This window comes from Nocardia otitidiscaviarum, assembly GCF_007362295.1.
Classification (GTDB): Bacteria; Actinomycetota; Actinomycetes; order Mycobacteriales; family Mycobacteriaceae; genus Nocardia; species Nocardia otitidiscaviarum.
On sequence record NZ_CP041695.1, the window covers coordinates 2,976,333 to 2,990,776 of the forward strand.

A 14,444-nucleotide genomic window follows, 5' to 3' on the forward strand; every position below is an offset into this window, starting at 1 on the left:
CCCCCGCCCGGCGGGCACGGCAGCGCATCATGGTCAGATGAAGAGGAACGCATGGGTTCGTCGGAGGACAAAGGAGTTCGGTGCATGCGCCGTCGCGGCTGGATCCGTTGCGCCCTCGCGGGCGCGGCGGCGGTAACCCTGCTCGCGGGTTGTTCGTCGGGAGGCGACACCTCCGACAAACCGACGCGGGAACCGGCCGCCCCCGCGAGCGCACCCGCCGCCACCGCCACCCCCACCGGTGAGGTGAGCCCGAGCGCGCCCGTCACGGCGCTGCTGGCCGAGCCGGAGACCGGTATGCTCGCCGTGCTCACCGACGACCGAAAAGCGTTGCGGCTCATCGATCATGGCCGCTCCCCCGCCGCGGAACGCACCATCACGCTGCCCGTCGCGGCGGCGTCGCTCGCCGCCGGCGCACCCGGTGAGATCCTCGCCCCCGCGCCGGATCGGCTGCTGCGCGTGAACGCCGCCACCGGAGCGGTCACCGAACTCGCGGTCGACGGCGACGCCCGCACCGCCGCACCGCGCCCCGACAGCGGGTACGCGGTCGGCCTCGCCGACGGACGCGTCCTGATCCTCGACGCCGCGGGCACGCTCAGCCACACCGTGCGGGGCCTGGTCTCCGCCGACACGGTGGTGGCCGTGAACGAGCAGGTCGCGGCATTGGACCGCCGTCAGACCCTCGTCACCGAACTCGACCTGGACGACAACCGTCCCGGGTTGATGCTGCGCACCGGCGACGGTGCCGGCGCCATGATCGGCGACCACTTCGGTCGCCTCCTCGTCACCGACACCGCGGGTGGTGAGCTGCTGGTCTACACTGTCGATCCGCTCGTGCTGCACCAGCGGTTCCCGGTAGGCTCGTCGCCCTACGCACTCGCCTACGATCAGCGGTCCGAGACCGTGTGGGTGACGCTGACAGGCACAAACGAGGTCGTCGGCTACGACCTGTCGACGGGTATACCGGAAGAGGTGGGACGCTACCCGACGGTGCGCCAGCCCGACACGGTGACCATCGACAGCCGGAGCGGCGACATGTTCGTGGGATCCGGGACCGGTGACGGTCTCCAGCGGATCGCCGCGGATCAGCGAAAGGGGCAGTGATGGCCGGGGCCTCACGATCGGCGCGACAGCGCTCACTACCGGCGGGCTGGGAGGACACCAGCGACGAGTACGAATACATACCGTTGCGGCTACCTCCCGACGTCACCCGGGTCACCGCCTCCATGCGGTTGGCCATCCAGGCCGAATTCGGGGGGTGGGAACTGTCGCGCGTGCGCGCCTACACCGACGGCAGCCGCCGCGTCCTGCTGCGCCGCCGCAAGACCGCTCTATCCACGGCCGCCCCCGAGGCGGCGATGTGACCATGGGGGCCTTTCTGTACTCGCTGCTGCTCAAGATGATGTTCCTGCTCCCGCCGGAACGCATCCACCACCTCGCGTTCGGGGCCATGCGCTGGGCCACCCGATTCGCGCCCACCCGCTGGGCGGTGTCGAAACTGCTCGTCGTCGACGATCCGATCCTGCGCACCACCGCCTTCGGCGTCGACTTCCCGTCGCCGCTGGGCCTGGCCGCGGGCTTCGACAAGAACGCCGACGGTGTCGACACCTGGGGACCGATCGGCTTCGGGTACGCCGAGATCGGCACGGTGACCGCGCAGGCGCAGCCGGGCAATCCCGCCCCGCGCCTGTTCCGGTTGCCCGCCGACCGGGCTCTCATCAACCGCATGGGTTTCAACAACCACGGTGCCGTCGCGGCCGCCGACAATCTGGCGCACCGGCGCACCGGCGGCGTGCCCATCGGTGCGAACATCGGCAAGACCAAGGTGGTGGAGGCCGCCGACGCCGCCTCCGACTACGCGGTCAGCGCCAAACTGCTCGGTCCGCTCGCCGACTTCGTGGTCGTGAACGTCAGTTCCCCCAACACCCCCGGCCTGCGCGATCTGCAAGCGGTGGAATCGCTGCGTCCGCTGCTGCGCGCGGTCCTCGACAGTGTCGAGGTGCCGGTGCTGGTCAAGATCGCCCCCGACCTGTCCGACGACGATATCGACGCCGTCGCCGACCTCGCCGTGGAACTCGGCCTGGCCGGAATCGTGGCCACCAACACCACCATCCGCCGCGACGGCCTGCGCACCCCCGCCGCCGAGGTGGAGCCCCTGGGCGCGGGCGGTCTCTCCGGTCCCCCGGTCGCCGACCGCTCCCTCGAGGTGCTGCGCCGCCTCTACGCCCGCGTCGGCGACAAGCTGGTGCTCATCTCGGTCGGCGGTATCGAAACCGCCGACCAGGCGTGGGAGCGCATCCTCGCCGGAGCGAGCCTGCTGCAGGGCTACACCGGCTTCATCTACGGCGGTCCGTTCTGGGCCCGCCGCATCCACCGCGGCCTCGCGGGCAGGCTGCGCGCCAACGGGTATGCGAACCTGAGCCAGGCGGTCGGCGCGGGACACCGTGCGCGCAACGCCTGAACCGCCGCCCGGCTGCGGGGGCGAATCGCTCCGGCGCGGTGGGACTTCGCCCAGCGTCGGGTCGCTCGGTACCGACGTGAGTTCCGGCCGCGGCACGATCGGCCCGGTCGTCCTCGTGGCGACGTCTCCTGCCTGCGATGCGAATACGCACCGCGTGCAATCACATCCAGCGGTGGCGTGAGCGCGCTCCCGTCACCGCCGGGTGGCGCCGGGCCCATCCGGACAGCACCGGTTCCGGCCCTGCGGGCGACGGTGCGGGCGGATCACCCGGGGCCGCGGTCAGGCGTTCGGCCATCCGGCACGCGAGCGTGAGCACCGCCTGTTCGACCAGGACGCCCACCGTGTCGGCCAGGTCGGCGGCGCGACCGTGCGCTCCCCCGTCGTACACCACCTCCGGATCCGACAGCAGTTCGTCCAATTCCATCCCCGCCCGGGCCTGCTCCCGGGTGAGCCGGTGTTCGGGCAACCAGCTCAGGCGCCACGCCCGCGCATCACCCTCGGGTACACGGAACGCGTACTCCGGGGTGATATCGCTGGTCATGGCCCATTCTGTGTTGTCGATTGCCACTGGGTCCTCCCATCGACACCGCGGGAGGGCAGGTTCCCCGCCCACCCCGCCGTGTATATCCGGCACGAGCGGTCGCCCGTGCCGGGGCTGTCGCGCCCACGGCGGCTCGGGACTCACGCCCCGCGCCGCCGCATGAGCACGTACAGCTATACCGAGTTCGTCGGCACTGACGATCGCCCGCGCGGCCACGATCACATCTCGTCGGTAGTGATCCCCCGAGAAGATCTCCGCAAGCTCCATCCCCGCCACAGCCTGCGCCCGCGACACCAATCGCTCCGGCAGCCAACTCAATCGCCATGCCAACTCCCACCGATCCGCCAGCCTGTGCGCGACCTCGCCGGTGAGATCACTGGTCATCTGCCAGTCCGCCACATAGATCGTCATGCTTCCCCCCGCTCCAGTCTGCGCCGGTAAAGAACGGACACCGCCTCCGCCACGGTGATCCCGAGTTCGCGCGCGATCTCCGCACCCCGCCGCCCCGCCCCGGAATCCCGCTGATCCTCAGGCTCACTGAGCAATTCGGTGAGCTCCATCCCCGCCCGCGCCTGCTCCCTCGTGAACCGCCGCTCCGGCCACCAACTGAGCACCCACGCCGGTTCCACCGCATCGGCACTCCGCCGCGCCCACTCCTGGGTGCGGCTGCTGGTGATGGATCGGCTGCTCTCGTAGATCATGGTGCATTTCCTGGCCGGTTGAGATCGGGCAAGTCGTCGCCGCGACCGAATACGGGTACGCGCGAGACCGGTCGATCCCGAATCGGTGATCCACCGGCAATGACGAGCGGGAGAAGCGGGTCCGGACGAGTTCCTACCGCGCGAGGACGCCGAAGGTATTCGCGCCTTGCTCGGTCTCGGATTCTCTGTGTGCCGACCTGCGGCACCGTCGGACACGTCGCGCGAGGAGCTGCACTCTCAGCACCAGGACCTCCCGACCGTCTTGGTGGGGGCGTTGTGTCGCCTAATTCAGGATGGCATTTGTCGGCAGTTCCGGCAATTGCCGTTGCCACAAGTGAATTGACCGTTCCCCTGTGTGTTAAACCTCGGCACCGTAACGCTACGAGTACCCGTTGCACCGCCGCAGCCGATAGACCACGCGCAACTGTCATCATTCCACTTGTGGGTGGAGACGGACATCGCTGTGTCGCGGACGAGTCGGATTCCAACGCGGCCGGATCGATGACCGTGGCGGCCGAGCATCCGATCACTCGGAAGGGACGTGAGATACGGGTGCGCGTGCTGGAGATGACCGGAAGTGACCACGAGTTCGGCCACATCCTGGTCTTCGGTGAACTCGGGCCGAATCCGCTCGTGCGCTTGCACTCTCGCTGCCTGTATGGTGACGTGCTCGGCTCTCAGGACTGTGACTGCCGCGCTGAACTGGAACTGTCACTGGACCGAATTCAGGCCGAGGGCGGCGGGGTGCTGGTGTACCTCGAACAGGAGGGGCGAGGCGCGGGGCTGCTGGTCAAGGCGCAGGGGTTGCGGTTGAGCGAGGAGTCCGGGGTCGACACGTTCACGAGCTACCGCATGCTCGGCGTCGACGTGGATTCCCGAACCTATGAGCACGCTGCCGAAAGCTTGCGCACCGGACTGGATCTCAGCGCCGTACGGCTCATGACCAACAATCCCGACAAGGTCACCGCGCTGCGTCGCGTGGGACTCGCGGTGGAGATCGTGCCGCTGAACACGCGACCGAGCAGTGAGCGCGCCAAGCGTTACATGGAGGCCAAGCGCCTACATGCCGGTCATCTGCTGCGCGGGCACAACTACTGACGGCAATTGCCTTCGCAACAATGCAATTGCCGATTCGCCTGGAGGGAAAGTGCCCCCATCGGTATCGTACGAACGAATGGCAACGCAGCGCAGCCCCAATGCCGCCGACCCTGCCCCGGCCTCGCAGGACCCCGGCGTGGTCGCGGTGCGCGGCATTCTCACTCGCCTCAGCAAACGATCCGGCTTGAGCTCAGATCGTCTACGCGGCACCGAGATCGACGTCGGTGCGCTGCTCGATCTGCCGATCGTGCGCGAGAACGTCTTGCGAACCATGCGCTCGCCCGAGGAAGTCGTGCAGGACGTGATCGAGAACGCCGCGCGCCTGCTCCAGCCCACCGATCGCCTGATCGTCGACGCGGAGCTCTCGCTGGGTTTGCTGCGGGGAAACACCGAGGCAGGCATCGATCCCGCGCTTCTCTACGCGGCCGAGTTGGGTGACCGGCGCGCCTACCTGACCAGGAATTGGCGGCAGTTGCACGAGGCGTTCGGGGCCGACGCCATACCTCCCGCGCCGTCTTCCGTGCGAACGCTGCGTGGCGAACCCGAACGGCGTGCGTTCTCCGCACTTGCTCATCTCCTTACCACGGCAACCGCTTTCGGTGCGGGACCGGTCGTCCGTCGTGCTCATGCCGAGCGAGGGGTCCGAGGCAGGGTGACCGTGCTCGGCGACGCGGTGGTGGATCACAACTATGTGGTGGATCGCGTGCCGGTGCCCGGTTCCTCGACATGGTGCGATCTCGAACGCTCACCCGGTGGCAAGGGGCTCAACCGTGCCGTCGCGGTGGCGAAGTTGGGCTTGCGGGCGCAACTGATCGCAGCCGTCGGCGACGATGCCGAGGGCCGGGAATTGCTATCCCACCTGCGGTTGCGTGGCGTCGACACGAGCCTGGTCACCACCGTCGCGGCGGCGCGGACACCGGTCACGGCCGTGATCCTGCCGCACGGCGAGCTTCCGATGAATATGGCCTACCGGGACGATCGCCTCCGACTACACGCGAACGACCTCGACGAGCGGTCACGTCATGTTGCCTTGTCGACGGCGGACGCGGTCCTGCTGACCTTCGAACAACCGGTGGAAGTGATCGTCCGGGCACTGGAGATCATCGATGCCCGCGCATCGCCCTGCTGGGTGGTGGTCAACGCTTCGCCGCCCCTGCGCGATTCGATATCGCCTCGAAAGCTGTACCGCCACCTGCGTTCGGTGGACTACATGATCGGCACCTCCGCTGAACTGGAACAGCTGGCCTCCGCACACAGCTCCGCCATCGGCACCGCGGCGGAGCGGCTGCTCGGCCTCGGGGTCGATACGGTCTGTGCCATCGACGGTTTTCAGGTGACCGTCAGCTCACGGAGCGGTGAGACGGTGGTCGGCTCGGTCGCGACGGCCATGGCTGGGACGTCTGGTGCGTACGCGGCGTTTTCGGCGGCGCTGACCTTCCGTCTGGTGACCCGTGGGCAGCCGGCTCGTGATCCGGACTTCCGGTGGGCGGCTCGAGCGATGGTCGCCACGCAATCGGTGGGAACCGTATCCGACGCGCTGCCATCGGCTGCGGAGATCGACGCTCTGATGAACGTGGATATGCCTCGCAATCGTGACTAGTCCGGCGTCGCCGTCGTCGCTGGCACACACTTGGCTATCGTTGCGGTCCGTGCTTACCCACCGGGGTGAGACGTATCGAGCAGCACCTTTCCTTGTGCATACGTTGACACACCACCGACGTTCTTCTCGAAAGGTTGACCGCTGTGCCCAACACAGGTGATAACTTCGCGCCTCACGAAGTTCGCCACCGTTTCACCCGGCGAGGCCGCACCCTCGGGGTGCGAGTGTTTCGGGTTTCGGGTTCCGGTGACAGCGGCTATCTCTTCGTCTTCGGTGATCCCGGCGACGGATGTCTGGTCCGCATCCACTCCCAATGCCTCTACGGCGAAGCGATGGGGTCCGACAGCTGCGACTGCGGGCCGGAACTGGACCTGGCCTTGGATCTGATCTATTGGGAGCGGGCCGGTGTCCTCGTCTATCTGGAACAGGAGGGCCGGGGCGCGGGCTTGATGGTGAAGGCGGCCGGCTACGCGTACAGCCAGGCTCACCGCACCGACACCTTCGAGAGTTACGAACGCCTCGGCTATCCACACGATTCACGCAACTACGACGCCGCCATCGACAGCCTGCACGCACTCGGGTTCTTGCATTCGATCAAGCTCCTGACCAACAACCCGTGCAAGGTGCAACGCTTGCGAGATGCGGGATTCCGGGTCGAGAGAATTCGACTCTACTCCAAGCCCCGTGGCCCGGTCGCCGCGGCATACTTGGACGCCAAACGCCGCCGCACGGGTTTCGCGCACGGCTTGCCGGCGTCCCGGGTATGGATGTGGCTGACCGTCGCGAAATGGGGTGCACGTCTGGCCATCGGCTGCGCGGTCGCATGGACCGCGTGGCACGCGGCCACCCGCCTGACGATGAATTCGGACGCGGCGGCCGCGGTGATGGCTTTCGTCTTGGCCATAGCCTCCACGAGGGTGCGCTGGAGTTGGCGCTCGTCTCGGCCGATATCACCGGCGGTGGCGGCACGCTGGGATGCCTATCGCGCCGGTTTCCGGCTGGCGCGCCATCGCGCGCCGGGCGTGAATACACCTGCGGACGGGGTAGCACGCGACACGGCACCCCCGATGTGATTACGATGAGTGAGCCGTGCCACATGTGGGGCGTGTCACCAGGCGTGGGTCGGAGTCGACCGGTAGCGGATCAGCTCCGGGGGCGAGGGCCCGCGTGGGGGCGCGTCGGGCGCGGTGGTCAGGAGAATCGGAAGCAGGGATATGACGACAGACATCGGCTATACGCACAAATCGGGCAAAACGGTCTACACGATTCCGGAGGCGTTTCAGGAGACGCTGACGGTGCGGCCGGACCAGGTCGCGTTGCGGACCGTGGGTGGGACTCAGCAGATCACCTGGAAGCAGTACGGGGAGCGGGTGCGCAGCATCGCCGCCGGACTGGCGGGGCTCGGGGTGGGGCACGGTGACACTGTCGGGATCATGCTGACCAACCGGCCGGAATTCAATCTCGTGGACACCGCGGCGCTACATCTGGGCGCGACGCCGTTCTCGATCTACAACACCTCCTCGCCGGAGCAGATCAACCACCTGTTCACCAATGCCGAGAACAAGGTGGTCATCACCGAGCCGGTGTTCCTGGACGCGGTGCGCGGCGCGGGTGTGGAGCTCGAGCACATCGTGCTGGTCGAGGGTTCGGCGGCGGGCACCGTCTCGCTGGCCGAGGTGGAGGCCGCCCCGCTGGAGGGCTTCGACTTCGACGCCGCCTGGCGTGCGGTCAAGCCCGACGATGTGGCGACCCTGATCTACACCTCCGGCACCACCGGCCCGTCCAAGGGCGTGGAGCTCACCCACAGCAATGTGGTCGCGCAGATCAAGGGTCTGCTCACCGGTCCCCTGATCGTCGGCTTCGACGACCGCTCGGTCTCGTACCTCCCGGCCGCGCACGTCGCCGACCGCATCTCCGGTCACTGCGCCAACCTGTTCACCGGCGTGCAGATGACCACCGTCCCGGACCCGCGCGAGATCGCCGCGGCGCTGCCGGACGCCCGCCCGACCGCCTTCTTCGGCGTGCCGCGCGTCTGGCAGAAGATCAAGGCCGGTATCGAGGCCAAGATCGCCACCGAATTCAGCGGCGCCAAGCAGTCGCTCGCCAACTGGGCCATCGCCACCGGTGTCCAGGCCGCCCGCGCCGACCTGGCCGGTAAGGGCCGCGGTCCGGTGCTGTCGGTGCAGCACAAGCTGGCCGACGCGCTGGTGCTGTCCAAGCTGCGCCATGCGCTGGGCCTGGACGAGCTGAAGGTCGCCGCCTCCGGTGCGGCCGCCATTCCGCCGGAGACCCTGGAGTACATGCTGGGTCTGGGCTTCACGGTCACCGAGGTGTGGGGCATGTCGGAGACCTCCGGCGTCGGTACCTTCACCGAACTCGACAAGCCCCGCCCCGGTTCGGTGGGTCGCGTGCTCGACGGCGCCGAGATCAAGCTGGGCGAGGACGGTGAGCTGCTGATTCGCGGCCCCATCGTCACTCGCGGCTACCGCAAGATGCCGGAGAAGACCGCCGAGGCCATCGACGCCGACGGCTGGCTGCACACCGGCGACGTGGCCACCATCGACGGGGACGGCTACGTCCACATCGTGGACCGCAAGAAGGAACTGATCATCAACGAGGCGGGCAAGAACCTGTCCCCGACCAATATCGAGAACACGGTCAAGGCCGCGTCCTCGCTGGTCGGCCAGGTCGTCGCCATCGGTGACGCCAAGCCCTACATCGCCGCGCTGGTCGTTCTCGATCCGGACACCGCCGCCGTGCGCGCCAAGAACCTCGGCACGCCCGACGCCGATGTCGCGTCCCTGACCACCAAGCAGGAGATCATCGACGAGATCCTGGCCGCGGTGCAGGTCGCCAACTCCAAGCTGTCGCGCGTGGAGCAGATCAAGCGGTTCGTCATCGTGCCGCAGGCGTGGGATCCGGGTGGCGACGAGCTCACCCCGACCCTGAAGCTCAAGCGCAACCCGATCGCGACCAAGTACGCGACCGAGATCGCCGAGCTCTACACCACTCCGCCGCCGGAGAACGTGGTCAACGTGCCGTCGTAAGCGGCGCGAAGAGACATGGGGCCCGGAACCTTTCGGTTCCGGGCCCCGGTCAGTGCGGTGCGCGTCCGCTCACTTCTGCTCGTAGGTCGCCACGATGGTCGCGCGCGCGATGGCGTGCGAGAACAGGTTGAACCCCAGGTAGGCCGGGCTGGCACTGCCGTCGATGCCCAGCGATTCCACATCCACCGCGTGCACCACGATGAAGTAGCGGTGGTAGCCGTGTCCCGGCGGCGGGGCGGCGCCCACGAATCCGGCGAAGCCGCCGTCGTTGCGCAGCTGCACCGCACCCGCGGGCAGGGTGCCGCCCTCACTGCCCGCCCCGCTGTCGAGCGAGGTGACCGCGGCCGGGATGTCGGCGACCGCCCAGTGCCAGAAACCGGAGGCGGTCGGCGCGTCCGGATCGAAGACGGTGACCGCGAAACTCTTGGTCTCGGCCGGGAATCCGCTCCACGACAGCTGCGGCGACACATCCTTGCCGCCCGCGCCGAACACCCCGCTCACCTGATCGTTGCCGAACGGCTGGCCGTCGGTCACATCGGAGGAGGTGAGGGTGAAGCCCGGCAGGTCGGGCAGCGGCGCGTAGGGGTTGTAGTCGTAATCGGGCACGGGTGAATCCTTTCGCGAGTCAGCTGTGCAGCAGGAAGTGTTCCAGCACGCGGGTGCCGAATTCGAGGGATTCCACCGGAACCCGTTCATCGACACCGTGGAACAGTGCGGTGAAGTCCAGCTCCGGCGGCAACTGCAGCGGTGCGAAGCCGAAGCACCGAATTCCCAAGGTGGCGAACGCTTTCGCGTCGGTACCACCGGAGAGCATATAGGGTACGGTACGCCCGTTCGGGTCGTGGGCGAGGATGGCGGCGTTCATGGCGTCCACCAGGTGTCCGTCGAATGTCGTTTCGTAGGAGTCGAGTTTGGTGATCCATTCGCGCTCCACATCCGGGCCGATGAGCGCGTCGACCTCGCGCTCGAATTCGGCCTGGCGACCCGGCACCACCCGGCAGTCCACCACCGCCTCGGCGGTCTGCGGGATCACATTGGCCTTGTAGCCCGCCCGCAGCATGGTCGGATTGGCGGTATCGCGCAGCGTCGCGCCGATGATGCGGGAGATGGTGCCCAGCTTCGCCAGCTGCCCTTCGATATCCGGGCTGGCCGGATCGAATTCGAGCCCGGACTCCTCGGCGACGGCGGCCAGGAATTCCGCCACCGAATCCGATACCACCAGCGGGAAGGTGTGCGTGCCGAGCCGCGCCACCGCCTGGGCCAGGATGGTGACGGCATTGTCCTCGTGCAGGAACGAGCCGTGTCCGGCGCGGGCCTTGGCGCGCAAACGCATCCAGCCCAAACCCTTTTCGGCGGTTTCGACCAGATACAGCCGCCGGTCGGTGCCGTCGGCCCTGGGCACGGTGAGCGAGAAGCCGCCGACCTCGCCGACCGCCTCGGTGACGCCGTCGAACAGGTCGGGCCGGTTGCGCACCAGCCACTGCGACCCCCACTTGCCGCCGTTCTCCTCGTCGGCGAGGAAGGCCCACACGATATCGCGCGGCGGTACGGTGCCCGCCATCTTGAACTGGCGGGCGATGGCCAGCATCATGCCGACCATATCCTTCATATCGACCGCGCCGCGCCCCCACACGTAGCCGTCGCGCACCGCGCCGGAGAACGGGTGCACACTCCAGTCGGCGGCCTCCGCGGGCACCACGTCGAGGTGCCCGTGCATCATGAGCGCGCCGCGCGAGGAGTCCGCGCCTTTCAGCCGCGCGAACACATTGCCGCGGCCCGGCGCACCCGATTCCACGTATTCGGTGACGTATCCGGCCTGTTGCAGCTGATCGGCCACCCATTGCGCGCATTCACGCTCGCCCTTGGTGGTTTCCAGTTCGCCGGTGTTGGAGGTGTCGAAGCGGATCAGCGTGCTGACCAGATCGACCACTTCGGAGACGGCGCGTGAGGTGCTGGGTTCGACGGTTTCGGACACGTCCCCTTTCCTACCACTCCGGTAGGGGTGGATGCTGCGCGGTGGCCGCGTCCACGGTGAGCCGCCGCGTCAGTGATAGAGCCGCAGCGTGGCGGTGAGCGTGGCCAGCAGTGGTTCCAAGCGCTGGTCCTGGATGCGTCGTTCCAGCACCTCGAGATTCAGTCGGGGCGCGCGGGCCCAGCGTTGCGCCATCAGGGCCTGGGCGTCGACGTCGGCCCCGGCCAGCACCCACAGCAGCGGCGGCCACAGCCGCGCGGCCTGCGCGATGGTCGGCAGCATGTGCAGGGTCGCCGGATCGAGTTGGGAGAGTCGGGCGCCCGCGTGGCGGCGCACCTCCCCGGGGGTGCGGGCCAGCAGTTCCAGCATGCCCCGCCAGAGCGCCACCTCGGTGCAGCCCTCGCAGGCGGTGACGAGCTGTTCGGCCACGTCCCCGATTCCGGGGTTGAGCGCCAAGCGCAGCAGCGCGGGCGTATGCAGCTGTCCGGTGAATCGCAGCACGTCGGGCGTGCCGCCGGCGGCGACGACGGTGGTGATCAGGTCCGCGATGGCCGAGGGCGGCGTCGAGGCGAGCAGGATGTCGCCCACGGCCGCGATCACGTCGTCGTCGCAGCGCGCGAAGACCGACAGCGCCGCCAGCCGCAGTTCCTTGGACCCGTCCACGACCGTGCCCAGCATGGCGGGCAGCCGGGTGCCCCCGTCCAGCAGTTGCCGCACGACGGCGCTGACCGCCGCACCCGAGTACGCGTAGGCGGCCGAGCGGATGAGGCCCTCGTCGTCGGGCACCCCCTCCTCCACCGCACGCACCAGTTCCGGTGTGGCGTAGGCGAGGAACGGTCCCGCGGTGACGTAGTCGCGGCGCACCAGCATCTCGTTCACGATGCGCACCACCGGTTCCGGCGGTGCGACGTCGGCCAGTTGTCCGACGGTGCGCGGGTCCAGATACGGTGCGCAGTCGGCGGCGTAGGACACCTCGAGCAGCCGCACCGCTTCGGCGGCCTTGCGCGGATAGCGCACTCCCACCGCGCCCGCCGCCCGTCCGGTCATGACCGGTGGCACCACATGCTGCACGATCGGAATGGAGATGCGCAGCGGAATGATGGGTACCAGCTTGCTCATGCGGTCGAAGACCGGGTTGTGCTGTTCGAACAGTGTGCGCGAGATGCGATCTTGCAGTTCGTGCAGGCGTTGCGCGCCCAGCTTCTCGAGATGGACCAGCCGTTCCACGGGGACGTGCAGGGTGCGGGCGAGCAGGATGAGTTGGGCGCGGACCACGAAATCCGTCATAGGCCGAGCCGGGTCGCGCGTCGTCGGTCGAATTCGACTGTGGCGGACATCGTTTCCCCGTCCTCCGACCGTCTGGGTCGGTTCCCGTCGGCAACGGCCCCGATCATAGATCCGCCCGTCGCCGAAAATGCCCAAACCGCCCAGACTTGGCATTCATCACTAACCGCCCGCTCGGTCCCTGGGCGATATGCCGCTGGCGAACCGCCGCCGATCCCGCCCGCCGACCACGCTCAGGAGGCCAGGTGCGGTACGCGCTCCGCGCCGATGCGGTCGATACGGCGCCGCCCCCAGTCCGCGAGCGGCGCCAGTGCGATGTTGAGCGCGGTGCCTTCGGCGGTGAGGGTGTATTCGACCCGGGGCGGGATCTCCGGATACACCTCGCGGTGGATCAGCCCGTCCTCCTCCATCTCACGCAACTGCTGACCGAGCATCTTCTCCGAGACGCCGGGCAGGCCACGGCGGAGCTCGCCGAAGCGACGGGTGCCGTGCTCGGCGAGCTCCCACAGAATGAGCGATTTCCACTTGCCGCCGACCACGTCCATGGCGGCGTCGATACCGCAGAAATATGGTCCGAATCTCTTTTCACCCATGCCTGGCCTCGCTACCTCTTCACCTACCTACGGGTAGGTGCCTGACCGAATAGTGCGTTCTTGTGGGCCAACGCGGGCGGGAGCAGTCTTGATTCCGGCGCGCCGACAACCACAGTCGAATCCAGTGAGGAGAGCCGCGATGGCGGACAAACAGTACACCCCGGTCACCGTTCTGGGCCTCGGAGCCATGGGCTCGGCCCTGGCCGGGGCCCTGCTGAAGGGTGGGCGCGCCACCACCGTATGGAACCGCAGCGCGGGCAAGGCCACCGACCTCGTGGCCCGGGGCGCGACCGAGGCGGCTTCGGTCGCGGAGGCGGTGCGGGCCGGTGAGGTGATCATCGCGGTCCTGCTCGACCACGCCTCGGTCCACGAACAGCTCGATCCGGTGGCGGCCGAACTGCGCGGCAAACAACTGATCAATCTGACCAGCACCGCGCCCGCGGAATCGCGGGAACTGGCGCGGTGGGCGGCCGCGCACGGCATCGACTTCCTCGACGGCGGCATCATGGCGATTCCGCCCATGATCGGCCAGCCCGGGTCGGCGCTGCTCTACAGCGGGTCGAAGGCGGTGTTCGACCGCCATCGCGAGACCCTGGAACTGTTCGGCTCCGCCGAGTACTTCGGCACCGACGCCGGTATGGCGGCGCTGTTCGACTTCGCCCTGCTGGCGAATATGTACGCGATGTTCGGCGGGTTCTTCCACGCCGCGGCCATGGTCGGCTCGGCGGGCGTCTCCGCCGAGGAGTTCGGCCACCGTGCCCAGGCGTGGCTGACCGCCATGGCGCACGGGCTGCCGGAGTACGGGCGGACCATCGACTCCGGCGACTTCCGCGCCGAGGTCCAACAGCTGGCCTTCCAGAAGGCCGCCGTCGACGCCATCGCCCGCGCCAGCCGCGACGCCGGTGTGGCCCTGGACGTCATCGCCCCGCTGCGCAATCTCATCGACCGCCAGGTCGCCGACGGCAACGGTGCGCTCGCCTTCGAGCACACCATCACCCAACTGCGCTGAACCCGGCGTCGAGACGCCGACACCGAAGCGCCTGACGGCGATGCGCGCGCCCCGCCGACGTGCTCGCGCGCCGCGGCGGCCGAGCGGCCGTCATCCGAGAGCGGCCCGCATCCGAATGGGTGCGGGCGGCAGCCGACCCGA

14 protein-coding genes are annotated in these 14,444 nt (G+C 68.4%); 8 read left to right on the forward strand and 6 right to left on the reverse strand.

What is annotated here, in order from left to right; translation table 11 throughout:
* The first annotated feature begins 84 nt into the window (after positions 1-84).
* From FOH10_RS13045 to FOH10_RS13055, 3 genes are read left to right on the forward strand one after another with little or no spacing between them, the layout of a single operon-like run.
* Positions 85-1,101, forward strand: a complete 1,017-nt coding sequence (locus FOH10_RS13045) for a YncE family protein (RefSeq protein WP_143980895.1) — start codon at positions 85-87, stop codon at positions 1,099-1,101.
* The gene (locus FOH10_RS13050) at positions 1,101-1,361 is read left to right on the forward strand and encodes a DUF5703 family protein (protein ID WP_029927778.1); all 261 of its coding nucleotides are present in this window, start codon (positions 1,101-1,103) and stop codon (positions 1,359-1,361) included. The genes FOH10_RS13045 and FOH10_RS13050 overlap by 1 nt, the downstream gene beginning before the upstream one ends.
* A 14-nt stretch (positions 1,362-1,375) precedes the next feature.
* Entirely contained in the window at positions 1,376-2,458 is a 1,083-nt protein-coding gene (locus FOH10_RS13055) for a quinone-dependent dihydroorotate dehydrogenase (protein ID WP_143984061.1), read from the forward strand.
* Between the two features lie 160 nt (positions 2,459-2,618).
* On the opposite strand, the gene FOH10_RS13060 is transcribed toward FOH10_RS13055, so the two are convergent.
* Both FOH10_RS13060 and FOH10_RS13065 read right to left on the reverse strand, forming a co-directional pair.
* Positions 2,619-3,026, reverse strand: a complete 408-nt coding sequence (locus FOH10_RS13060) for a hypothetical protein (protein WP_186000821.1) — start codon at positions 3,024-3,026, stop codon at positions 2,619-2,621.
* A 380-nt stretch (positions 3,027-3,406) separates the two neighbouring features.
* Positions 3,407-3,700: a hypothetical protein gene (locus tag FOH10_RS13065; RefSeq protein WP_143980896.1), complete on the reverse strand. Its 294-nt coding sequence runs from the start codon at positions 3,698-3,700 to the stop codon at positions 3,407-3,409.
* 441 nt (positions 3,701-4,141) lie between these two features.
* Between FOH10_RS13065 and ribA the strand changes: the two genes are divergently transcribed.
* From ribA to FOH10_RS13085, 4 genes are all read left to right on the forward strand, one after another.
* Complete coding sequence (gene ribA / locus FOH10_RS13070; RefSeq protein ID WP_244961945.1) at positions 4,142-4,798, forward strand: GTP cyclohydrolase II RibA; 657 nt, start codon at positions 4,142-4,144, stop codon at positions 4,796-4,798.
* Positions 4,799-4,874: 76 nt separating this feature from the next.
* Positions 4,875-6,398 carry a carbohydrate kinase family protein gene (locus FOH10_RS13075; RefSeq protein WP_143980897.1) on the forward strand — a complete coding sequence of 508 codons (1,524 nt, stop codon included), beginning with the start codon at positions 4,875-4,877 and terminating at the stop codon, positions 6,396-6,398.
* Between the two features lie 143 nt (positions 6,399-6,541).
* Positions 6,542-7,471 carry a GTP cyclohydrolase II gene (locus FOH10_RS13080; RefSeq protein WP_244962075.1) on the forward strand — a complete coding sequence of 310 codons (930 nt, stop codon included), beginning with the start codon at positions 6,542-6,544 and terminating at the stop codon, positions 7,469-7,471.
* Positions 7,472-7,612: 141 nt separating this feature from the next.
* Complete coding sequence (locus FOH10_RS13085) at positions 7,613-9,445, forward strand: AMP-dependent synthetase/ligase (RefSeq protein WP_143980899.1); 1,833 nt, start codon at positions 7,613-7,615, stop codon at positions 9,443-9,445.
* Positions 9,446-9,514: 69 nt separating this feature from the next.
* Here the strand turns inward: FOH10_RS13085 and FOH10_RS13090 are convergent, their stop codons facing one another.
* The 4 genes from FOH10_RS13090 to FOH10_RS13105 all read right to left on the reverse strand — a co-directional run bounded on the left by FOH10_RS13090 (position 9,515) and on the right by FOH10_RS13105 (position 13,294).
* Positions 9,515-10,051, reverse strand: a complete 537-nt coding sequence (locus FOH10_RS13090) for a YbhB/YbcL family Raf kinase inhibitor-like protein (protein WP_039814323.1) — start codon at positions 10,049-10,051, stop codon at positions 9,515-9,517.
* A gap of 19 nt (positions 10,052-10,070) precedes the next feature.
* Positions 10,071-11,420 (reverse strand): M20/M25/M40 family metallo-hydrolase, encoded by a 1,350-nt coding sequence (locus FOH10_RS13095; RefSeq protein ID WP_143980900.1) that lies wholly within the window; start codon positions 11,418-11,420, stop codon positions 10,071-10,073.
* Positions 11,421-11,489: 69 nt separating this feature from the next.
* Positions 11,490-12,704: a hypothetical protein gene (locus FOH10_RS13100; protein WP_143980901.1), complete on the reverse strand. Its 1,215-nt coding sequence runs from the start codon at positions 12,702-12,704 to the stop codon at positions 11,490-11,492.
* A gap of 230 nt (positions 12,705-12,934) precedes the next feature.
* Positions 12,935-13,294, reverse strand: coding sequence for a winged helix-turn-helix transcriptional regulator (locus tag FOH10_RS13105; protein ID WP_143980902.1), 360 nt, complete (start codon positions 13,292-13,294; stop codon positions 12,935-12,937).
* Between the two features lie 139 nt (positions 13,295-13,433).
* On the opposite strand from FOH10_RS13105, the gene FOH10_RS13110 reads away from it, so the two are divergent.
* Positions 13,434-14,303 carry an NAD(P)-dependent oxidoreductase gene (locus tag FOH10_RS13110; RefSeq protein WP_143980903.1) on the forward strand — a complete coding sequence of 290 codons (870 nt, stop codon included), beginning with the start codon at positions 13,434-13,436 and terminating at the stop codon, positions 14,301-14,303.
* The last annotated feature ends 141 nt before the right edge of the window (positions 14,304-14,444 follow it).

Bases quoted from the DNA above. Each gene is read 5' to 3' on its own strand.
- FOH10_RS13045 (WP_143980895.1), top strand. From the start codon at position 85: ATGCGCCGTCGCGGCTGGATCCGTTGCGCCCTCGCGGGCGCGGCGGCG.
- FOH10_RS13050 (WP_029927778.1), top strand. From the start codon at position 1,101: ATGGCCGGGGCCTCACGATCGGCGCGACAGCGCTCACTACCGGCGGGC.
- FOH10_RS13065 (WP_143980896.1), bottom strand. From the start codon at position 3,700: ATGATCTACGAGAGCAGCCGATCCATCACCAGCAGCCGCACCCAGGAG.
- FOH10_RS13075 (WP_143980897.1), top strand. From the start codon at position 4,875: ATGGCAACGCAGCGCAGCCCCAATGCCGCCGACCCTGCCCCGGCCTCG.
- FOH10_RS13085 (WP_143980899.1), top strand. From the start codon at position 7,613: ATGACGACAGACATCGGCTATACGCACAAATCGGGCAAAACGGTCTAC.
- FOH10_RS13100 (WP_143980901.1), bottom strand. From the start codon at position 12,704: ATGACGGATTTCGTGGTCCGCGCCCAACTCATCCTGCTCGCCCGCACC.
- FOH10_RS13105 (WP_143980902.1), bottom strand. From the start codon at position 13,294: ATGGGTGAAAAGAGATTCGGACCATATTTCTGCGGTATCGACGCCGCC.
- FOH10_RS13110 (WP_143980903.1), top strand. From the start codon at position 13,434: ATGGCGGACAAACAGTACACCCCGGTCACCGTTCTGGGCCTCGGAGCC.